Source organism: Streptomyces tsukubensis, assembly GCF_003932715.1.
Lineage (GTDB): Bacteria > Actinomycetota > Actinomycetes > Streptomycetales > Streptomycetaceae > Streptomyces > Streptomyces tsukubensis.
The window spans coordinates 3099218-3120094 of sequence record NZ_CP020700.1; the positions used below are offsets into that span (position 1 = coordinate 3099218).

18 protein-coding genes are annotated in these 20877 nt (G+C 73.6%); 8 read left to right on the plus strand and 10 right to left on the minus strand.

Annotation, left to right across the window (positions count from 1 at the left end; translation table 11 throughout):
• Positions 1 to 158: 158 nt before the first annotated feature.
• Positions 159 to 3659 carry a S41 family peptidase gene (locus B7R87_RS11995; RefSeq protein ID WP_006348755.1) on the plus strand — a complete coding sequence of 1167 codons (3501 nt, stop codon included), beginning with the start codon at positions 159 to 161 and terminating at the stop codon, positions 3657 to 3659.
• 91 nt (positions 3660 to 3750) lie between these two features.
• Entirely contained in the window at positions 3751 to 4635 is an 885-nt protein-coding gene (locus B7R87_RS12000) for an LLM class F420-dependent oxidoreductase (RefSeq protein ID WP_006348754.1), read from the plus strand.
• A 175-nt stretch (positions 4636 to 4810) separates the two neighbouring features.
• Here B7R87_RS12000 and B7R87_RS12005 read toward each other — a convergent pair whose 3' ends face one another.
• Genes B7R87_RS12005 through B7R87_RS12015 form a run of 3 tightly spaced genes read right to left on the minus strand, consistent with a single transcriptional unit; the run spans position 4811 to position 8384 of the window.
• Positions 4811 to 5803, minus strand: a complete 993-nt coding sequence (locus B7R87_RS12005; protein ID WP_130585063.1) for an SDR family oxidoreductase — start codon at positions 5801 to 5803, stop codon at positions 4811 to 4813.
• A complete protein-coding gene (locus tag B7R87_RS12010) occupies positions 5800 to 6783 on the minus strand; it encodes an alpha/beta fold hydrolase (protein WP_130585064.1) in 984 nt (327 codons plus the stop codon). The genes B7R87_RS12005 and B7R87_RS12010 overlap by 4 nt, the downstream gene beginning before the upstream one ends.
• Positions 6780 to 8384: a flavin-containing monooxygenase gene (locus tag B7R87_RS12015; RefSeq protein ID WP_006348752.1), complete on the minus strand. Its 1605-nt coding sequence runs from the start codon at positions 8382 to 8384 to the stop codon at positions 6780 to 6782. Before B7R87_RS12015 ends, B7R87_RS12010 begins: the two co-directional genes overlap by 4 nt.
• 308 nt (positions 8385 to 8692) lie before the next feature.
• Here B7R87_RS12015 and B7R87_RS12020 point away from each other — a divergent pair, with 308 nt between their 5' ends.
• Positions 8693 to 9325, plus strand: a complete 633-nt coding sequence (locus B7R87_RS12020; protein ID WP_006348751.1) for a MerR family transcriptional regulator — start codon at positions 8693 to 8695, stop codon at positions 9323 to 9325.
• Between the two features lie 16 nt (positions 9326 to 9341).
• Here B7R87_RS12020 and B7R87_RS12025 read toward each other — a convergent pair whose 3' ends face one another.
• Positions 9342 to 10139 carry an exodeoxyribonuclease III gene (locus tag B7R87_RS12025; RefSeq protein WP_006348750.1) on the minus strand — a complete coding sequence of 266 codons (798 nt, stop codon included), beginning with the start codon at positions 10137 to 10139 and terminating at the stop codon, positions 9342 to 9344.
• A gap of 104 nt (positions 10140 to 10243) precedes the next feature.
• Between B7R87_RS12025 and B7R87_RS12030 the strand changes: the two genes are divergently transcribed.
• Complete coding sequence (locus B7R87_RS12030) at positions 10244 to 10732, plus strand: GNAT family N-acetyltransferase (RefSeq protein ID WP_006348749.1); 489 nt, start codon at positions 10244 to 10246, stop codon at positions 10730 to 10732.
• A 169-nt stretch (positions 10733 to 10901) separates the two neighbouring features.
• Here the strand turns inward: B7R87_RS12030 and B7R87_RS12035 are convergent, their stop codons facing one another.
• The 3 genes from B7R87_RS12035 to B7R87_RS12050 all read right to left on the minus strand — a co-directional run bounded on the left by B7R87_RS12035 (position 10902) and on the right by B7R87_RS12050 (position 13378).
• Positions 10902 to 11201 carry a putative quinol monooxygenase gene (locus B7R87_RS12035; RefSeq protein ID WP_006706118.1) on the minus strand — a complete coding sequence of 100 codons (300 nt, stop codon included), beginning with the start codon at positions 11199 to 11201 and terminating at the stop codon, positions 10902 to 10904.
• A 123-nt stretch (positions 11202 to 11324) separates the two neighbouring features.
• Entirely contained in the window at positions 11325 to 11957 is a 633-nt protein-coding gene (locus tag B7R87_RS12040) for a response regulator transcription factor (protein ID WP_006706117.1), read from the minus strand.
• Positions 11957 to 13378 carry a sensor histidine kinase gene (locus tag B7R87_RS12050; RefSeq protein WP_045853044.1) on the minus strand — a complete coding sequence of 474 codons (1422 nt, stop codon included), beginning with the start codon at positions 13376 to 13378 and terminating at the stop codon, positions 11957 to 11959. Before B7R87_RS12050 ends, B7R87_RS12040 begins: the two co-directional genes overlap by 1 nt.
• 157 nt (positions 13379 to 13535) lie before the next feature.
• Between B7R87_RS12050 and B7R87_RS12055 the strand changes: the two genes are divergently transcribed.
• Both B7R87_RS12055 and B7R87_RS12060 read left to right on the plus strand, forming a co-directional pair.
• Positions 13536 to 14465, plus strand: a complete 930-nt coding sequence (locus B7R87_RS12055) for an ABC transporter ATP-binding protein (protein WP_006706115.1) — start codon at positions 13536 to 13538, stop codon at positions 14463 to 14465.
• Positions 14459 to 16948, plus strand: a complete 2490-nt coding sequence (locus B7R87_RS12060) for an FtsX-like permease family protein (RefSeq protein WP_130585065.1) — start codon at positions 14459 to 14461, stop codon at positions 16946 to 16948. Before B7R87_RS12055 ends, B7R87_RS12060 begins: the two co-directional genes overlap by 7 nt.
• 113 nt (positions 16949 to 17061) lie before the next feature.
• On the opposite strand, the gene B7R87_RS12065 is transcribed toward B7R87_RS12060, so the two are convergent.
• Positions 17062 to 17436, minus strand: a complete 375-nt coding sequence (locus tag B7R87_RS12065) for a MerR family transcriptional regulator (RefSeq protein ID WP_040915985.1) — start codon at positions 17434 to 17436, stop codon at positions 17062 to 17064.
• A gap of 100 nt (positions 17437 to 17536) precedes the next feature.
• Here B7R87_RS12065 and B7R87_RS12070 point away from each other — a divergent pair, with 100 nt between their 5' ends.
• On the plus strand, positions 17537 to 18367 hold the full coding sequence (locus B7R87_RS12070; protein ID WP_006348746.1) for an aminotransferase class IV family protein: 831 nt from the start codon (positions 17537 to 17539) through the stop codon (positions 18365 to 18367).
• Between the two features lie 22 nt (positions 18368 to 18389).
• On the opposite strand, the gene B7R87_RS12075 is transcribed toward B7R87_RS12070, so the two are convergent.
• Positions 18390 to 19280 carry a polysaccharide deacetylase family protein gene (locus tag B7R87_RS12075; RefSeq protein ID WP_006348745.1) on the minus strand — a complete coding sequence of 297 codons (891 nt, stop codon included), beginning with the start codon at positions 19278 to 19280 and terminating at the stop codon, positions 18390 to 18392.
• A gap of 117 nt (positions 19281 to 19397) precedes the next feature.
• On the opposite strand from B7R87_RS12075, the gene B7R87_RS12080 reads away from it, so the two are divergent.
• On the plus strand, positions 19398 to 19820 hold the full coding sequence (locus B7R87_RS12080; protein ID WP_006348744.1) for a MerR family transcriptional regulator: 423 nt from the start codon (positions 19398 to 19400) through the stop codon (positions 19818 to 19820).
• On the opposite strand, the gene B7R87_RS12085 is transcribed toward B7R87_RS12080, so the two are convergent.
• Positions 19768 to 20868, minus strand: coding sequence for a HEAT repeat domain-containing protein (locus tag B7R87_RS12085; protein ID WP_130585066.1), 1101 nt, complete (start codon positions 20866 to 20868; stop codon positions 19768 to 19770). The genes B7R87_RS12080 and B7R87_RS12085 overlap by 53 nt on opposite strands.
• Positions 20869 to 20877: the final 9 nt, after the last annotated feature.

The following is a 20877-nucleotide window of genomic DNA, read 5'->3' on the forward strand; positions in this document are numbered from 1 at the left end:
TTTCGTACTCCCATGAGGGTAGGCGACGCCCCGAGCGAAACGTCTCCGTTTCGCTTGTGGCTTTCCTCACCCGGTACGGACTCAACCGTGCCCCTCCGAATCGGGTTCGTCCCGGCCCACGAGTTGCCCCGGGCCCGTCGGGTGGAAAGCATTGGGGGGTGAGCGACGACGTGGCGTACCTCCGATACCCGCACCTCCACGACGACTTGGTGTGCTTCGCCGCCGAGGACGACCTCTGGGTCGCGCCCCTCGCCGCGGCGGGCGCCGAGCCGGGCCGCGCCTGGCGGCTCACCGCGGACCGGACCCGGATCGGACATCCCCGCTTCTCCCCCGACGGCGGTCTCATCGCCTATACGACCTGGCGGAGCCTGGACCCCGAGATCCATATCGTGCCGGTGGCGGGCGGCGAGTCCCGACGGCTGAGCTACTGGGGCTCCTTCGACACCCGGGTCTGCGGCTGGGGGCCCGACGGTCATGTCCTCGCCGTCTCGTCGCACGGTCAGCCGTTCTCGTACTTCTCCTGGGCGTACAGCGTCCCCCTGGACGGGGAGCCGGGCGGCAGGCTGCCGTGGGGGCCGGTGTCGGACATCGCGGTCACGGACGTCGACGGCGAGCGGCGCACCCTGCTGCTGACCGGGAAGCCGCCGCACGAACCCGCCGCCTGGAAGCGCTACCGCGGCGGGGCGACGGGCCGCCTCTGGCTGCACGGGAAACGGCTGCTGGCCGGACTGGAGGGCCATCTCGACTGCCCGATGTTCGTCCGCGGCCGGATCGCCTTCCTCTCCGACCACGAGGGCATCGGCAATCTCTACTCCTGCCGCCCCGACGGCTCCGATCTGCGGCGCCACAGCGACCACGACGCCTTCTACGCCCGGCACGCCTCCAGCGACGGCGAACGGGTCGTCTACCAGTGCGCGGGCGAGCTGTGGATCGTCGACGATCTGACGGTGCCGGACGCGGTGCCGCGCCGGGCCGCGGTACGGCTCGGAGGGCCGCGCACGGGCCGGAGGACGTACCAGATCCCGGCCTCCGACCATGTGAACGCGATCTCGGTGGACGCCACCGGACGGGCGAGCGCGGTATCGGTACGGGGCAGTCTGTACTGGCTGACGCACCGCGACGGACCGGCCCGTACGATCGCCGACCGGCCGGGGGTACGGGTGCGGATGCCGGTCATGCTGGGGACCGGCGGCCGGGTGGCGTATGTGACGGACGCGGGCGGCGCGGACGCGGTGGAGATCGCCTATCTGCCGCGGGCGACCGGGGAGCGCGAGCCGCGCACCCTGGCCCCGGGGCAGCTCGGGGTGGTGCGGGAGCTGGTGTCGGACCCGCAGGGGAACCGGCTGGCGGTGGCCTCGCACGACGGCCGGCTGCTGCTGCTGGACGCGACGGACCCCGAATCTGCGGAGTCGGAGGCGGGGGGCGGGGACGGGGCTGCGACGACTGCGGCTGCGAGCGGTGAGACGGACGGGGCGGCCGAGGCGGCCGAGGCGGCCGGCAGCGGGACCGACGCCGACGGGGACACCGGTGGGGACGAGGGCGGCGCGGATGTCGTCCGTCTTGTCCGCTCCCTCAACGGCCCCGTCGCCGATCTCGCCTTCTCCCCCGACGGCGCCTGGCTCGCCTGGTCCCAGCCGGGCGTGGGCCGCAGTCTCCGCCAGATCCGCATGGCGCGGATAAAGGACCGGACGATCATCGACGTCACCAACGGCCGCTTCGAGGACGAGAACCCGGTCTTCACCAGCGACGGCCGCTATCTGGCCTTTCTCTCCTGGCGCGGTTTCGACCCGGTGTACGACGTCCACACCGGGGACCTCTCCTTCCCGCTGGGCTGCCGCCCCTATCTCGTACCGCTGTCGTCGGCAACCCCGTCACCCTTCGCGCTGCTGCCCGACGGACGCCCGGCGGCCGGTGGTCTCGACCCGCTGAACGAGCCGGACACCACACCGTCCGCCGCGGGCGGGGACGGCTCCGGCGACGACACCGGCGCCGACACGGATACGGATCCGGGCGCGGCCTCCGGACCGCACACGGTCGTCGTGGAGACCGAGGGGCTGGAGAGCCGGGTGACGCCGTTCCCGGTGGCCGCCTCCAAGTACTCGGCGCTCCATCCGGTCAGCGGCGGCGGGCTGGTCTGGCTGCGCTGGCCGATCTCGGGCGCCCTGGGCGAGACCTTCGTGAACCCCGCGGACACCTCGGGCCGCCCCACCCTCGAACACTTCGACATCACCAAGGCCCGCCGCACCGAACTGGTCGACCATCTCGACTGGTTCGCGGTCAGCGGCGACGGCACCCGGCTGGTCGTCGTCGACGAGGGCGAGCTGCGGGCCCAGCCGGCCACCGAGTCCGGCGACGGCGACGCGACGGTCTACATCGACCTGCGGCGGATCCACCACGAGGTGGAGCCGCCCGCGGAATGGCGGCAGGCGTACGCGGAGGCGGGCCGGCTGATCCGCGCGTACTTCTGGGATCCCGGCATGAGCGGCGTCGACTGGGACGGGATCCTCGACCAGTACCGGCCGCTGCTGGACCGGGTGGCGTCCCCGGACGAGTTCGCCGACCTGCTGCGGGAGGTCGTCGGCGAGCTGGGCACCTCGCACGCGTACGTCACCCCCGCCCGCCGCAACGAGGGCCCGCCGCACTACCAGCGGCCGATGGGCCTGCTGGGGGCGAATCTCGTCCGCCGGGACGAGGGGTGGGTGGTGCGGCGGATCCTGCCGGGCGACTCGTCGGACTCCAAGGCCCGCTCCCCGCTGGCGGGTACGGGCATCCGCGAGGGCGCCGTCCTCACCTATGTCGACGGCCGCCCGGTGGATCCGGTGGCGGGCCCGTTCCCGATGCTGTCGGCGGCGGGCGGTACGACGGTCGAGCTGACGTTCCGTACGGCGAACGGCGTCTCGGGCCCGCCGGGCACGGCCGCGGCCTCCCGGCGCGTCGCGGTGGTCCCGCTGATCGACGAGCGGCCGCTGCGCTACCAGGACTGGGTCGCCAAACGCCGGGGGGTCGTACGGGAGCTGAGCGACGGGCGCTGCGGCTATCTGCACATCCCCGATATGGGCGGTTCGGGCTGGGCCCAGTTCAACCGGGACCTGCGCCTCGAAGTGTCGCGCCCGGCGCTGATCGTGGACGTCCGGGGCAACGCGGGCGGGCACATCAGCGAGCTGGTGGTGGAGAACCTCACCCGGAAGATCATCGGCTGGGACCTCACCCGGGACGCCGAGCCCGTTTCGTACGCCTCCAACGCCCCCCGCGGACCGGTCGTCGCCCTCGCGGACGAGGCGACCTCGTCGGACGGCGACATGATCACGGCCGCCTTCAAACTGCTGGGCATCGGGCCGGTGGTAGGGACCCGGACCTGGGGCGGGGTCGTCGGCATCACCGGGCGGCACCGGCTGGGCGACGGGACCGTCATCACGGTGCCGATGAACGCGGCCTGGTTCGACGGCTACGGCTGGTCGGTGGAGAACCACGGCGTGGAGCCCGATCTGGAGGCGCTGAGGACACCGCTGGACTGGGCGGAGGGCCGGTTCGCGGGGCTGGACGACGCGGTACGGCTGGCGCTGGACATGCTGGAGAAGCGCCCGGCGGCGGCTCCCCCGGGCTACGGCGACGTCCCGGACCGCAGCCGCCCGCCGCTGCCGCCGCGGCCGGGCGGCTGACCTTCCCGTACGGGACCTGGGCCGCCGGTTTCACCCGAATGGACGTCCGAAAGCCGGAATACCCGTGCGGGACACGCCCGTTGAACCCTCCATGACCTTCACTTCGGATTCTGGGAAGCTCGGCCGCGTCGGCGTCTGGACGATACTGCTGCGCGCGGCCCCCGGCGCCCCCGCCCTGTCGGCGGAGCACGCGGAGACCGTCGCCGAACTGGACGAACTGGGTTACGGCACGCTGTGGGTCGGCGGCAGCCCCTCCCTGGCGGAGGTCGCGCCGGTGGTGACCGCCGCGCGCCGGATCCGGGTCGCGACGGGCATCCTGTCGATCTGGCAGCACACCGCGGAGGAGGTCGCCGCGGACACGGCCCGTATCGAGGAGTCCGCGCCGGGCCGGTTCTTCCTGGGACTCGGCGTCAGCCATGAGAAGTTGACCCCACAGTACGCCAGGCCGTACGCGACGATGGTGGAGTACCTCGACGCGCTGGACGCGGCCCCGGTGCCCGTCCCGGCAGAACGGCGGCTGCTGGCCGCGCTGGGTCCGAAGATGCTCGCCCTCTCGGCCGCCCGGGCCGCCGGGGCCCACCCCTATCTGGTCACCGCCGGGCAGACGGCCGAGGCCAGGGAGATCCTGGGCCCGGACGCCGTCCTCGCGCCCGATCTGAAGGTCGTGCTGGAGCCGGACCTGGAGCGGGCACGGGAGATCGCCCGCGAGGGTCTCGCGCTGTATCTGCAACTCCCGAACTACCTCCGCAGCTTCGAACGGTCCGGGTTCACGGCGGCGGACTTCGCGGACGGCGGCAGCGACCGGCTGCTGGACGCGGTCTTCGCTCTGGGCGACGCCGACCGGGCGCGGGAGCGGATCCGGGAGTATCTGGACGCGGGCGCCGACCATGTGGCGCTGAACGTGATGACCGCCGATCCGGGCACCCTGCCGCGGCGGCAGTGGCGCGAACTGGCGGAGGCGCTGGAACTGGGGTGAGGGGTGAGGCGGCGAGGGCGGGGGGCTCGGGTCGAGGGGTACGGGGCCGGGGCTCGGGTGCCGGGCGGGGACTCGGTTCGCGAGGTACGGGGCCGGGGGCGGCGGGGCCCTCCGGGGCTCGGGTGCAGGGGGCAGACCTGGGCCGGGGCGGACCTGGGCCGGGAGCCGCGGGGCGTCAGCCCGGGCCCGGGCTCCGTCCCGTACCCTCGCCGGATCCACCGTCCGCCACCGCGCGCTTCACCGGCGCGCGTTCGGCTTCGTCGGCGGCTCCGCCCGCGCCGACCAGCCCCCTCCGCACGCTCCTCAACCGCTCCTCGAACCGCCGCATCTCGCGTCCGGCGGCGAGCCCGGTGAGCGCCGGGAGGACCCCTCGTACGGGCAGCGTCCCGCGCAGCCACCCCTGCGCGTACACCTGGGCCGAGCGGCGTTCGATACCGGTGACGAGGCGTTCCACGGCCGGGCCCGGCGGATAGGTGCGGTTCGCGGGCCACGGCAGGCGCTGCCGCAGTTCGCGCATCACCTCGTCCGCGTCCGCGCCCCGGACCATATCGGTGTCGGTCCACGACAGATAGCCGACCCCGACCCGGACGCCCCGGTGGCCCACCTCCGCGCGCAGGCTGTGCGCAAACGCCTCGACGCCCGATTTCGCGGCGCAGTACGCGGTCATCAGCGGGACGGGCACGACGGCCGCGAGGGACGCGATCTGGAGGAAGTAGCCGCGGCTCGCCAGCAGGGCGGGCAGAAAGGCCCGGCAGGTGATCGCGCTGCCGATCAGATTGACCTCGACCACGCGCCGCCAGGCGGTGAGCGCGGGATCGTCGTCGGCAAAGGTGCCGCCCAGGGCGACGCCCGCGTTGGCGACGACGGCGTCGACCCTTCCGAACCGTTCGGCAACCTCGGCGGCGACCCGGGCCATGGCGTCGGCGTCGGTGACGTCCGCGTACCACCAGGCGCCCTCGGTGTGCAGCCGGGCGCAGACGTCCCGGAGCCCGTCGGGTTCCAGGCCGACGAGGGCGACGCGGGCACCGCGCGCGGAGAGCTTACGGGCCAGCAGTGCACCGATGCCGCGGGCGGCGCCCGTGACGACCACGACCTGCCCTTCGAGGCCGGTGCCGCGCCCGCCGGACCACCGCCGGGCCGCGGGGCCGGTGCCGCGCCCGCCGCTCATGCGGTGCTCTCCTTCTCTCCCGCGTCCCCGACCGGGGCCTCTTCCCGTCGCAGGGTCGCAGCGGGGGCCGGGCTCTCCGGGTGGCCGGGGCCCAGGAACTGCGCCACCAGTGAGCGCAGTTGCGCGGTGACATCATCGGGCCGCTCGACGGGTGTCATATGCCCGGCGCCGTCCAGGACGACGAGTCCGCGGCAGTCGGGCAGGTTCGCGGCGAGGCGGTGGGAGTGCACGGGCGGAGTGAGCCGGTCGGCGCTGCCGACGAGGACGACCGCGGGCAGGTCGAGCACCCGTACGGACTCGGTCAGGTCCAGGGTTTCGAGCACCTGGGCCCAGGCGGCGCGGGGGATCCGGGGGCAGGCGTGCACGATCCTGGCGCAGGCGGCGACCTGCGCCCGGGTGGCGGCCGGGCTCAGGGCGACGCGGCGCAGCACCGGCAGGCCGAGCGGGGTGACCGGTCCCAGGGGCAGCGGGGACCGCAGGACGGCCCGGGTCGCCCGGGTCCGCGGTCCGCCGCGCCGTCCGGGCAGGACGGTGCACTCCTCGACGAGATGGGAGGCGGCGGTACTGCACAGCAGCAGGGCCGCGGCGTGCTCGATGAGCGCGGGCCGGCCCGCCGCGGCCACGATGGTCATGGCGCCCATGGAGTGCCCGGCGACGACGGCCTGTTCACCGGGGGCGAGGACGGTGCGGAGCACGGCTTCGAGATCGTCGGCGAGGACGCCGGTGGAGACCCGGCCCATGGGGGTGCGGCCGTGGCCGCGCTGGTCGTAGACGACGACGCGGAAGTCGGCGGACAGCGCCCGGATCTGGGCGTCCCAGAAGCGGGTGGAGCAGGTCCAGCCGTGGGAGAGGACGAGGGCCGGGGCGTCACCGGGGCCGTGGATCTCGATGTGGAGGGCGGTGCCGTCGGCCGATTCGGCCGTCGTGATCCGGGGGTCCCGGGCCGGGTCCGGGGCCGAGTGGTTGCGGTTCCTGCTCATGCGGCGGCCTCCGGGGCGGGCGCGGTGGTGGACGGCACGGCGGCCGAACCGGAACGGCCCGGGGCGGCGGGGGCGGTCGGGGCGGTGCGGAGGATCTCGTACTCCCCGAGGTCGACTTCGCGCAGCAGCCTGCGGAACTCGCCCGTGGTGCCGGGCCAGAGGGTCGTGTTGCGGCCGAACCGGTCGAGGTACCAGCTCCGGCAGTTGCCCGTGTTCCAGATGCTGTGCTCCAGGCGCCGTTCGACGAAGTCCCCCCAGGAGGCGACCGCCTCGGGCCGGGGGGCCAGTGCGGTGGGCCCGCCGAGGATCCGCAGCTGGCGCATGAAGTCCGCCAGATAGTTCAGCTGAGATTCGATCATCAGGATCATGGAGGAGTTCCCGAGGCCCGTATTGGGGCCGATGATCGTCAGGAAGTTGGGGAAGCCGTCGACGGCGATACCGCGCAGCGCGCGCATGCCCTGGCCCCAGCTTTCGGCGAGGGTCGTCCCGCCCGCGCCGACGACCCGTTCGGCAACCGGCAGGTTGGTGACCCGGAAGCCGGTGGCGAAGACGATCACGTCCGCCTCGGTCGCGGTGCCGTCGTCGGCGATCAGGGTGGAACCGCGGACCTCGGCCAGCCCGGATGCCACCACGGTGGTGTTCGGCCTGGTCAGCGCCGGATAGTAGTCGTTGGAGAGCAGGATCCGCTTGCAGCCCATGCGGTAGGAGGGCGTGAGGGCGGCCCGGAGCGCGGGGTCCTTCACATGCCGGGCCAGATGGGCGCGGGCGATGGCCTGGGCGGCGCGCAGCTCGCCGGTGCCGCGGGTGAAGGCCCGTACCTGGAGTTCGCGTACGGCCCAGAGCGCGCCCCGGCGGGCGGCGGCGGTCAACGGAACGTGCCGGTGCAGTAGCCGTTCGGCCGCGGTGATGGGCCGGTCCAGCTTGGGGAGCACCCAGGGCGGGGTGCGCTGGAAAAGGGTGAGCGCGGCGGCCGCGGGCTGGACCCGGGGCACGATCTGGGCGGCGGAGGCTCCGGTTCCGACGACGGCGACGCGTTGGCCGCTCAGCTCGGTGCCGTGGTTCCAGCGGGAGGAGTGGAAGACCTCGCCGGGGAAGCCGTCGAGCCCGGGGACATCGGGGACGACGGGGTCGGAGAGCGGGCCGGTCGCGGAGACGACGACATCGGCCGTGAAGTCGGCGCCGGTCGTCTCGATGCGCCAGAGCAGGGCGGCACCGTCCCAGGTCAGACGCTGTACCTCATGACGGAGGCGAAGGTGCGGCCGGATGCCGAAGACCTCCGTCACATGCTCGGTGTAGGCGCGGATGTCCGACTGCCGCGAGAAGGCGCGCCGCCAGTCGGGGTTGGGGGCGAAGGAGTACGAGTAGAGGTGGGACGGGACGTCGCAGGCGGCGCCCGGATAGGTGTTGTCGCGCCAGGTGCCGCCGACCGCGTCGCCGCGTTCGAGGACGACGAAGTCGGTGATGCCCTCCTGGCGCAGGCGTACGGCGGCGCCGAGCCCGCCGAAACCGGAGCCGACGATCGCGACCCGGACGTGCCGGGGCGGTCCGGCCCCCTCCTTCCGCTGCTCCGTGCCGTGGTGCGCCTGCCGCTGCCGGTCCATATCGCCTCCTGGGGCGAACGTACGTAAGGGCGTCGTGCATGTGGTGCGATCGCGCGGATCACGCGTGTTCTGTTGTACCGAGCCGAGCCGAGCCGAGCCGCGCTGTGGCATGGGCCGTGCCGTACCGTGCGTGCTCGCGTACCGGCCGTCCGTCAGCAGAGTCCCATCTCATCGCGCCAGTAACCGCTGGCGCAATGGGAGAATAGGGCAGGGTCCTACCGGGCGGTAGCCCGGCCGTGCGGGGAAACCGGAGGGCCGCCGCGGGGCCGTCATAGGCTTCGCCCGTGGCAGATGGACGCGAATACCGCATGGCGGAGCTGGCCGAGAAGGCCGGGATCACGGTACGCACCGTGCGCTTCTACCGTGAGCGCGGACTGCTGCCGCCGCCCCGCAGGGAGGGCCGGATCGCCTGGTACGACGACCATCACCTGGCCCGGCTGCGGACGATCGCGGCCCTGCTGGAGCGCGGCCACACGCTGACCGGTATCGCGGATCTGGCGGCCGCGTTCGAGAGCGGGCGGGACGTCCGGGAGATCCTCGGCCTCGACGGGCCCACGGAGCAGACCCCGGTGCGGCTCACCCCGGAGGAGCTGGCCGACCGCTTCGAGGGGAGGTTCACCCCCGAGGATCTGGCCACCGCGCTGGAGCTGGGCTATCTGGCGGTGGACGGGGAGGAGATCGTGCACCTCAGCCGGCAGCTGCTGGAGGTGTCGTCGGCGCTGGTGCGGGAGGGCGTACCGCTGTCGGCCGTACTGGCGGCGGCGCGGCGGATCCGGGTCCACGCGGACGCGCTCGCCGAACTCTTCGTCGGTATGGCCCGGGAGCATGCGGTGGGCGGGGCGCAGGACCCGGCCGCCGGGGTCGACAGGCTGCGCCCGCTGGCGAGGAGCGTCGTGGACGCGGAGCTGTCGATGGCCCTGGACCGGGCGCTGCGCACCTGACCCGTCGGCTCTGCCCCTACGGCTGGAAGACGGCTGTCACCGGAGCGTGGTCGCTCCAGCGCTCGGGGTGGCTGTCGGCCCGTTCGACGTATGCCTTAACCGCGCGGCCGGCCAGCCCGGGGGTGGCGACGAGGAGGTCGATGCGCCAGCCGGTGTCGTTGTCGAAGGCCCGGCCGCGGTAGGACCACCAGGAGTAGGGCCCCTCCTGGTCCGGGTGGAGGGCGCGGACCACGTCGACGTATCCCGCCTCCTCGTACACCCGGGTCAGCCACTCCCGCTCCTCGGGCAGGAAGCCCGAGCTCTTCCGGTTGGCGCGCCAGTTCTTCAGATCGGCTTCCCGGTGGGCGATGTTCCAGTCGCCGCAGACCACGACCTCCCGGCCGTCCGCCGCCGCCCGGGCCCGCAGGTCGCGCAGATATGGCAGGAACTCATCCATGAACCGGTACTTTTCGTCCTGCTTGTCCGTTCCGACCTCGCCGGACGGCAGATAGAGGCTCGCGACGACGACACCGGGGAGGTCGGCCTCCAGATAGCGCCCGCTGCCGTCGAACTCCGCCGAGCCGAAGCCGGTCCGGACGGCGTCGGGCTCCCGCCGGGTGTAGAGGGACACCCCGGCACGCCCCTTCACGGAGGACGGCGCGTGCGCGGTGAACCAGCCCTCCGGGCTCCGTACGCCCTCCGGGAGCTGCTCCGGTTCGGCCCGCACTTCCTGGAGGCAGACCACGTCGGCTCCGGTCGCGGCGAGCCATTCGACGAAGCCCTTCTTGGCGGCCGCGCGGAGGCCGTTCACGTTCACGGAAGTCACGGTCAGCATCCCGGCAGCCTAACCCGGCGCACTGACAGCCCGGCCTCTCCCCGGCCGCCGCCACCACCCGGGCCCGCCCCGCCACCGGGGACCCGAACCGTACGATGAGCTGCATGAACATACGACAGGTGGGCTTCGACCACCCCGACGCCGTACGACTCAGCGACGAGGTGCTGCTGGAGTACGTGGAGCGGTACGGCCCCGAGGACAACGGCGACGCGACCCCTCTCGACCCGTCCATGTTCGCCCCGCCGCAGGGGCTGTTCCTGATCGCCTACGACGAGACGGGAGAGCCGCTGGCGACCGGTGGCTGGCGCGCCCAGGACGACAATCCGGAGGGCTATGCGGACGGCGACGCGGAACTGAAGCGGATGTACGTCGTCCCGCAGGCGCGCGGCCGCGGGCTGGCCCGCAGGATCCTGGCGGCCCTGGAGGACGACGCGAAGGCCGCGGGCCGGAGCCGGATGGTGCTGAGCACGGGCTCGGAACAGCCCGAGGCGATCGCGCTCTACGCCTCGTCCGGCTATCTGACCGCACCCACCACTTTCGGCCACTACCGGGACCACGAAGACGTCCGCTGCTTCGCCAAGCCCCTCGCCTGATCCGCCCCTGCACCAGGCTGCCTCCGGCCTCTGCCGTGTGCCGTGGCGGCCCGAGGCACGGACCCGCCGGAGGGCCCCCGGCCCTGAGACCCTGCGGCCCTGCCGCGCCTCCCGCACCGGGCCGCCCCCGCAGTGGCCCGGCGGCGGGGCACTGTGACGGCCGGGCGGCTCAGTCCCCGGCCGGGCGCAGCGGTCTGCTCGGATGCACCTCGCGCTCGACCCGCGGCAGGATCTCCGGAAGGTAGACGTCCTGGATGGCGGCGCCGGCGTCGTGGGCCTCCCAGTGACCGCGGCTCGCCCAGCGCTCGACGAGGACGAAGCATCCCGGCTCCTCCTCCGACCGGTACGCCTCCCAGCTCAGGCAGCCGTCCTCGGCGAGGCACATCGGACGCATCCTGGTGAGCGCGTCCGCGACCGCCGGTATGTCGTCGCCCGCCCGCACCCGGATGATGACGATGAGATCGAACACGTGCCGTCCCCCGCTTTCCTGTCTTCCTGAACTTCCCCGACGTTCCGGGCTCCCCCGACGTGCCCGGGCGTGCCCGGCCTTCGCGGGGCTGCCCGCCCGGCGGGGCGCCCTTTCCTGCTCCCGCTACGCCCGCAGATAGGCCAGTACCGCGAGCACCCTGCGGTGGGAGTCTTCTGCGGGTGGCAGGTCGAGCTTGGTGAGGATATTGCCGATGTGCTTGCCGACCGCGGCTTCCGTGACCACCAGCTCACGGGCGATCGCCCCGTTGGACCGCCCCTGCGCCACCAGCGCCAGTACCTCCTTCTCCCGTGCCGTCAGCTTCTCCAATGGATCCCTGCGGCGTCGCAGCAGCTGCCGGACGACCTCGGGGTCGACGACCGTGCCGCCGTCCGCGACCTTCCCGAGCGCGTCGACGAACTCCTCGACATGACCGACCCGGTCCTTGAGGAGGTAGCCGACGCCCGAACCGTCGCCCGAGTCCAGCAACTCGGCCGCGTACGACCGCTGCACATACTGGCTGAGCACCAGCACCGGCAGCCCCGGCCGCAGTTCCCGCAACCGGACCGCGGCCCGCAGCCCCTCGTCGGTCAGCCCCGGCGGCATGCGCACATCCGTGACCACGACATCCGGTGCATGCCCGGTGGCGGCCGCGAGCAGCGCCTCCGCATCCCCGACGGCCGCGACGACCTCGTGGCCGCAGCGGGTGAGCAGAGCCGTCAGACCGTCCCGGAGCAGCACGCTGTCCTCGGCCAGCACTACCCGGAGGGCTCGGTCCACTCGCACGGGATCTCCACACGCAACAAGGTCGGCCCACCTGGCGGGCTGGACAGGGAGAGTCTGCCATCCAGTACGGCCACCCGGTCCGCGAGCCCGGTCAGCCCCGTACCCCTCCGCACCGCGGAATCCGCACGGGCCCCGGCACCGATACCGACACCGGCATCCGCACCCGCGGCCCGGGGGGCCGCGTCCGGGTCCGGTCCGACCCCAGAACCGGCACCGGCACCGGCGCCCGTCGCCGCTTCCGCGCCGCCGCACCCGTCGTCGCGTATCTCCAGCCACAGCCGGTCCACCAGATATCCCCCGGTGATCACCGCCCGGGAAGCCCCGCTGTGCCGGTCCACATTGGTCAGCGCCTCGCAGACGACGAAGTAGGCGGCCGACTCCACCGGTTGCGGCAGCCGCCCCGGAAGACCCAGCTCGATGTCGACCGGCACGACCGCCCGGTCGGCCGCGTCCGCGACGGCCGCCGGAAGGCCGTAGTCCGTGAGCACCTTGGGGTGGATTCCGTGGATCAGCTCCCGCAGTTCACCGAGCGCCAGGCCCGCCTCCGTATGTGCCGTGGCCAGTTGCCCGGCGAGCGGCCCCGGCGGGGCGTCCAGCCGGGCCAGCCCCAGCGTCATCGTCAACGCGACCAGCCGCTGCTGGGCGCCGTCGTGGAGATCGCGCTCGATACGGCGGCGCTCTGCCTCGAAGGCGTCGACCAGCCGCGCCCGTGAGCTGGTCAGTTCGGCGACCCGCACACCGAGTTCGGCGCCTCCGGGCTCGCGCGGGGCCAGCAGCAGTCTCGCCGGCTCGGCGCGGGCCGCCGCGTACACCCCCACCGCGTAGAGACCGGCGGCCAGCAGCAGCACCCCCAGCGCGGCGACCGCGAACGCCACCGGCCACGAGGTGACCGTCCACTGCTTCAGCACCGACGCCTGCGCACCGCCCCCGGCCGTCGCCATCAGCACCGGCACCGCGGCGAGCCCCGCGGGCACCCCCAGGGCCAGCACCACCACCAGGGCGTCCAACGGCCACAACAGCCCGGCGAGCAGCACCGCATAGCCCAGTTCACGCCAGGTCGCCCCCTCCCGGTACCGCGTCCGCACCCAGGCCCACAGGCCGGGCGTCTCCGGCTCCTCGTGCGGATCGGCCACCGGCGGACCGCCGACCAGGGCGAGCCTTCTCCGCTCCCAGCGCCCGACCGGCAGCCCGGCCAGCCCGAGCGCCGGGAGCAGCGGCAGCCCCACCACGACCACCGCTCCCGCGCCGGCGACCACGACCGCCAGGGTCAGCCCGACGAGCACGAGCACGCCCACGACGGCGCCCGTGAGCACGTACAGCACGGCGCGCCACGGCCACACCGAGCGGAGAAAGCGGGGACAGGCGACCGCCTGCCAGAGGGTTCGATCAGGCATACGAGAACGGTAGGAGGCCGGGCCGTCACCCCGCCATGCCTGTGGACAGAGCCTCCCGACACCCTGTGGACAGACCCCGGAAGGTAGGGCAGGCCCTACCCCGGAACTCGGCCCTGCCCTCCTGCGCTCCCATGCGTCCGCCGGGTTGGCTGAACCCATGACGACCAGCAGGAATACCGGCGCGGACCCCCGCCGCCGCAACGGCCGAAGGCCCCCGGGGCAGCACCTCGCGGACCCCGCCCACCCCACCGATCCGATCATCACACCGGCCTGGGGCTCCATGGATTCCGGACACGCCGCCCCCGACCCCGACCGTGCCCCCGGCCCTGCCCCCGCCCCCGTCCTCCGGCTCCGCTCCGTCTCCCGCATCCACGGCTCCGGCGACCGCGCCGTCACCGCGCTCCACAATGTCAGCCTGTCCTTTCCCCACGGCTCCTTCACCGCCGTCATGGGCCCCTCGGGCTCCGGTAAATCGACCCTGCTCCAGTGCGCGGCCGGGCTCGACCGCCCCACCTCCGGCTCGGTCCGCCTCGGCGCCACCGAGCTGACCGGCCTCGGCGAACGGCGGCTCACCCTGCTGCGCCGCAGCCGTATCGGCTTCGTCTTCCAGTCCTTCAACCTCCTGCCCGCGCTGACGGCGGAGCAGAACGTGGCGCTGCCGCTCCGCCTGGCCGGGCGCAGACCCGGGAAGGAGGACGTGCGGGCGGCGCTCGACCGGGTGGGCCTCGCGGACCGGGCACGGCACCGGCCCGCCGAACTGTCGGGCGGTCAGCAGCAGCGGGTGGCGCTCGCCCGGGCCCTGATCACCCGCCCGGACGTCCTCTTCGGCGACGAGCCGACCGGCGCCCTCGACACCCGGACCGGCCACCGGGTCCTCGGCCTGCTGCGGGAGACCGTCGACCGGGACGGCCGGACCGTGGTCATGGTGACGCACGATCCGGTCGCGGCCGCCCGCGCCGACCGGGTGGTGTTCCTGGTCGACGGCCGGATCACCGGCGAACTCGCCACCCCCGATGCCGAGTCCGTGGCCGCCCGGATGACGGGCCTGGAGGCAGCCGCGGCACGGAAAGCGACAGCACAGTGCTGAGCATCGCACTGCGGAGCCTGCGTCTGCGGTGGACCGGTTTCCTCGGCACCTTCACCGCCCTCGCACTCGGCACCGGGATCATCACCACCATGGGGCTGGCGCTGGCGGCAGCGGCGGACGCCCCGGTCCAGGGTCCGCAGCGGTTCGCGAAGGCGCCGACCGTCGTCCGGCCGGTGGACGAGCTGTCCGTCCGTACCCCTGTCGGAATCCGCACCGCGCCACTCGCCCACCCCCGGCCCCTCACCCCCCGCCAACTCGTGCAACTGGCCGCGCTCGGCCGCACGGTCGTGGACCGCTCCTTCCCGGTCCGGATCGGCACCGGCCCCGAAGTCCTCACCGGCCACCCCTGGTCGACGGCGGCCTTCGCCCCGTACACCCTCACGTCGGGGCGCGCACCGAAGGCCCCCGGCGAGGTCGTCGTGACCGGCACCCGGGCCCGGCCCGGTGAGGTCCTCCGGACGGCAGCGGGCCCGGTCACGGTCGTCGGCACCGTACGCGACCTGGGTTTCGAGGACGCCGTCTTCTACACCGACCGCCGGGCCGCCGCGCTCTCGCCGCGCGTCGACCACGTGGTCGTCGACGCGCCCCCGGAGGCCGTACGCGCAGCGGTCGCCGTGATCGCACCCCGTACCGCCGACCCCGGCTCACCCCCCGCACTCCGAGTCCTCACCGGTGCGGACCGCCGTCTCGCGGACCCCGATCCGGACCGCGAGGAACAGGCCGTCGTCGCCCTGTACGCGCTGCTGGGCACGGCCGCCGGAATCACCGGTTTCGTCTCCGTGCTGGTCACCGCGTCCGCCTTCGCGTTCGCCGTGGTCCAGCGGCGCAAGGAGTTCGCCCTGCTGAGGACGGCGGGCGCCACCCCGGGCCAGATCCGCAGGATGCTGTTCGCCGAGGCTCTCGCCGTGGGAGCGGTGGCAGCCGCGGCAGGCTGTCTGCTGGGTTCCCAAGGCACCCCGCAGCTGGCCCGCCATATGGTGGCGAACGAGGTCGCACCGGTCTGGTTCACCGGTGCCGTCACCGCCACGGGCAGTGTCTGGCCCTACCATCTCGCCTTCTGGACCGGTCTGGTGGTCGCGTTCGCGGGCGTCGTCGCCGCGTCATGGCGAGCCGGCCGTACGGATCCGCTGGAGGCGCTGCGCGACGCGTCGGCCGACGCCCGTACACCTCCGCGGGGGCGGTACGCCGGGGGCGTCCTGGTGCTGGCGGCCGCGGCCGGGACACTGGCGTACGCCCTGGTGAGCGACCCCGGCGAACTGCTGCACCGCAAGACCTACACCAGCCGCCCGCTCCTGCTGATCACCGCGTTCGCGCTGCTGGTCCCGGCCTTCGTGCGGCCGCTGGCGAGGCTGCTGACATGGCTGCCGGCCCGGCGGCCGGGTGCGGGCGGACTGCTGGTGCGCGCACACGCGTCGGCCCGGGTGCGGCGTACGGCGGCGGTGGCCGCGCCGGTCCTGGTGACCGTCGCCCTCGCGGGCTCACTCCTCGGCACCGTCGCCACCCTCGACGGGGCACGGGCCGCCGAGATCCGCTCCCGTACCGCCGCGGACCACATCCTCACGACCACCGCCTCCGGCGGTTTCGCCGCGGACACGGTGGACCGGCTGCGGGCGGTGCCCGGGGTCCGGGTCTTCCCCTCGGCAGCCTCCGCGGTCTTCGTACGGGAGGAGGGCGCCGCCCTGATCCGTTCCGACGCCCGCGCCACCGACCCCGCGGCCCTCGCCGCCACCGTCCGTCTGCCGCTCGTCGCGGGCGACGCCGGCCGTCTCGACGACCGTTCGATCATCGTCGACGACGCATGGGAGCAGCACACCGTCGGTGACACGGTCGACCTGTGGCGGGGCGACGGCTCCCGGGCCACCCTGCGCATCGCGGCCGTCATGCGCGCGGGCACCGGCGACAACGGCGTATACCTCACCCCCCGTAACGCCCCCGGATCCGCTGTCGACCGCATCGACGTCGCCATCACCCCCGGCGCGGACCGGGCGGCGGTCGGCGAGGCACTGCGCCGGACGGCCGCGGCGATCCCCGGCACCGAAGTACGCAGCCGTACGGAATGGGTGGCCGCGGCCCGCCCGGAACCGGACCGGCGGACCCTGGCGGGCTATGCCGTGGTGCTCGGTATCGCCCTCCTCTACACCGCGATTTCACTCGCCAATACGCTGCTCATGGCCGCCCCGGAGCAGACCCGTGAACTGGCACTGCTCCGGCTCACCGGGGCGACCGGCCCCCAACTGCTGCGGCTCGCAGCCGCGGAGGCGGTAACGGCGGTCGCCGTCGGCGCGATCCTCGGCGCGGTGGTGACGGCTCTCAATCTGGCCGGGATACACGGCGCTCTGGCGGTGCTCGGCGTACCGCACTCGCCTCCGGACATCCCCTGGGAAGCACTCGGCGCGACGACGGCGGCGTGCGGACTGATCGCTGCGGGGTGCGCGGCGGCCACTGCGGCGGTGAGCCTGCGCGGACCGGTGGTGCGCCCCTGACCGTAGGCCCCGGATCCGTACACCTCGGACCGTACGCCCCCGACCCACACGCCCCGTTCTGTACGCCCTGGACCGTGCGCCCCGGACCGGTCGCGCCGCCGGACCACCCCTGATCAGGCGGCCGAGACCTCGGACCGTGCCTCCCGCTGCGAGCCGCCGACCGCCAGCAGCCCGGCGAGGGCGCTGCGGCTGTCCTGAAGCACGGCTATCCGGTCGTCGAGACCGCGGAGCTGCTCCTCCAGCGCCCCCGCGGCGCACCCGTGCACGGCGGGCCCGGGGCCCTCCACACAGGGAAGCACCTCCCGAATGACCCGGGTGGGCAGCCCCGCGTCGAGGAAGGCCCGGATATGGCCGACGACCTCGGGAGCGTCGTCGGCATAGCTGCGGTGGGTGCCCACGCGCCGCGGCGTCAGCAGCCCCTGCTCCTCGTAGTACCGCAGAAGCCTCGGGCTGACCCCGGTCAACCGGGCCAGTTCACCGATCTTCATGCTCATGCCGTACCAGCCCCCGTCCGTCCGATGCCGCACCGGCGTGACGTACACCACTCCGCTTGAATCTCACACCGGTGTGAGGTCCTACCTTTCCAACATGACTACCGAGCCGAATAGTTCCCCTGGTTCCCCGTATCTCACGCATCTCAACGGGCGTCCGGCCACGGCCGGGGAGCTGGCGCCGCTCGCCTTCGCGGGCCATGCCCACTTCACCGCCATCCAGGTGCGCGACGGCCGGATCCGCGGCCTCGACCTGCATCTGGACCGGCTGCGGTCGGCCTCCGATGAGCTGTACGGCCGGGCGCTGCCGGACGACCGGATCCGCGAACTGCTGCGTGCCGCCCTGGCCGGGGGCCCCGCCGATCTGTCGCTGACGGCGACGGTCTACTCCCGGGAGGGCGAGTTCACCCCCGCCGACCCCGGCGCCGAACTGGACGTCCTGGTGTCCACGTCCCCGCCCGCGAACGGCCCCGGCGGACCGCTGAGCCTGGCGACCGTCCCGTACGAGCGCCCGCTGCCCGGCATCAAGCACGTCGGTGAGATCGCCAAGACGTACTATCCGCGCCGGGTCGCCCGGCTCGGCTTCGACGACGCCGCGTTCCTCGACGGCAAGGGCCGGTTCAGCGAGGCATCCATCTGGAATCTGGTGTTCTGGGACGGTACGTCCGTCGTCTGGCCGGTCGCGGAGATACTGCGCGGCACGATGCTGGGCACCGTACGGAGGCAGCTCGACCGCCTCGGTGTCCCCCAGACCGACCGGGAGGTCACCCCCGCCGATCTGCCGTCCCTGGCGGGCGCGGCGGTCATGAACTCCTGGACCCCCGCGGTCCCGGTCCACCGCATCGACACCACACCCGTCCCGGCGGCCCCCGATTTCACCGCCCTGCTCCGCCGCGCCCACGAAGCGGAACCGCCCGTCGCCCCCTGAGCACGGTTCCGGCGGGCACTGTTCACCCGACCGTGCCCGAAGCCGGTGCGACCGCGGTCCGCGCATAGTGTTCGGCGATCTCGTCGCTGGTGGTCAGCCAGGTGCCGGGATGCCCGGCGACGTACTCCAGGGCCTCGTCCAGATACCGGCTGCGGAACGGCTGGCCGATGACGAAGGGGTGCAGGGCCAGCGCCATCACCCGGCCGCTGTCGGCCGTGGAGTCGGCGTGGAGACGGTCCAGCTGGTCCTTCACGATCCGGACGAAGTCGGGGCCGGTCATGCCCTTGCTGACGAACAGCCCGATGTCGTTCAGTTCGACCGAGTACGGCACGCTGAGCATGCCCGGCACGTTCAGCCGGTACGGCTGGTCGTCGTTGGTCCAGTCGAGGACGTACGAGAGTCCCAGCTCGGCCAGGAGCTCCGGGGTGCGGAAGGTCTCGGTCAGCGCGGGCCCCATCCAGCCGCGCGGCCGCCGGCCGGTGGTCCGCTCGATCGTGCCGACGATCTCCGCCAGGACCCGCCGCTCCTCGTCGGCGGTCAGACCGGCGTGGAAGGTCGAGTTGTCCCGGCCGTGGGCCAGCCACGCCCAGTCCCGGTCCCGTCCGGCCTCGACGAGCTGCGGATACCGCTCCCCGGCGGCGGAGTTCAGCAGGGCACTGGCCCGGATGCCGTGGCGGTCGAAGCTTTCGATCACCCGCCAGATGCCCACCCGGGGCCCGTAGTCCCGCCATCCGTAGTTCAGCGGATCCGGCACCAGCCCGGCCGTACCCGGAAACGTACTGGTCGAAGGCGCGTCGAGCAGATAGTGCTCGACGTTCAGGCCCACATAGAAGGCGACCCGGGCACCACCCGGCCAGCGGAGCGGTTCCCGCTCGGTGATCGGGCTGTAGTCGTAGAGCTTCTGATCCGTCATCACGGCACACCTCGTGCAGGTCGGGACCCGTTCCCGGGCCGTCGCGGCTTCCGGCACCTAGACTCGAACCCTCACATCAATGTGAAGGTCAACCCGCCCCGGAATGAGGTGGATCACATGCGGATCGGAGAGCTGTCGCGGCGTACGGACACCTCGCCCAGGCTGCTGCGCTACTACGAGGAGCAGGGCCTGATCGCCGCCGCCCGTTCCCCGAACGGCTACCGCGACTACGAGGACGGCACGGTGGACCGGGTGCTCCAGGTCCGCGGCCTTCTCGACGCCGGACTGCCGACCCGCATCATCCGCCGCATCCTGCCCTGTCTGGGCACCCCGCGGACGATCTACTTCCCGGACCCGACCCCGGAGATGCTGTCCACGCTGGAACGGGAGCGCGACCGGATGACGGAGCGGATCGCCGTACTGAGCCGTAACCGGGACGCCATCGACGGCTATCTGACCACGGTCCGGCGGAACGACGCCGCGAACGCTACACCGGCAGGGCGCCCGGAGGATGTCCGTACCGGCGGCCGTACGGAGTGAGGGCGAGAACGCCGGAGCCGGTGACCGTGGTCCGGGCGCCGAGGGAGGACGGGTCGACCGAGAGCCGGGCGGCGACGACCGTGGCCCGGCACGTCCGTCCGCGTAACTCCCCGCGGCCGGGCGGCTCGTGCGCGGGCCGGTACCCGTACTCGGCACCGTGCGCGGGCCCCTGGTCCGCGCCCCGTACGGCGTCGAACACGTCGTAGTAGCGCACCACTTCCGCGCCCTGCGCTATGCACCACGCGGTCCAGGCGCCGCCGCAGCTCTCCCCGTACCACTGGGCGGCCCCGAACCGCTCGCCCAGGGCCGAGCAGCGCGCCCGGACGATCTCCCGCACCGGCCCGCAGCCGGCCCCGCAACCGGCGTCCCACCGGATATGCCGCCGGTCGTCCGACGAATGGCCGAAGACCAGGGTCCAGCCGTCGAGCCCGGGGCTCACGAAGACCCGGGCCGAGGAGGGGCACTCGGCGTCCCGCGTCCGGCTGTGCCGGTCCCGGCTCCAGGCGGCCGCCCCGGTCCGCAGGGTGACCGGCTCCGCGTCCCCCAGCCCGAAGGCGTCGAGCACGGCGGACTGGTCGAGCGTCGGCAGCGCGTACCAGAAGCCGCAGAGGGCGAACGGCTCCGGCACCTCCGTCCGCAGTTTGATCCGCCGCAGCCGCCGGACCGCCGCCAGATCGGCCGGATCCAGCGCCCCGGGACCGCCGATCTCGGCCAGCGCCTCCAGCGCCCCGGCCCGCACCCACGGCCCTCCCGCGGACGCCCGCCGCACCCGGCGCAGCACGGGCACGGCACCGCACCCGATCCCCTGGAACGCCAGCACCGCCCGGCGCCGCACACCGGGATCGGCGTCCCCCAGCAGCAGCGTCAGCCGTTCGCTGTACGCGACGGCAGCCGCGCCCCGCCGCTGGAACTCCACGAGCGCGTTCTCCCGCACCCGGGGATCGGGATGGCCGAGCAGCAGCGCACAGGCGTCCAGATCGCCGCAGGCCATCCGCGCGAGAGCCCCGGCCAAGGTCTCCCACGCCCCACCACCCCGTCCCCGCTCCATGCCGCGCAC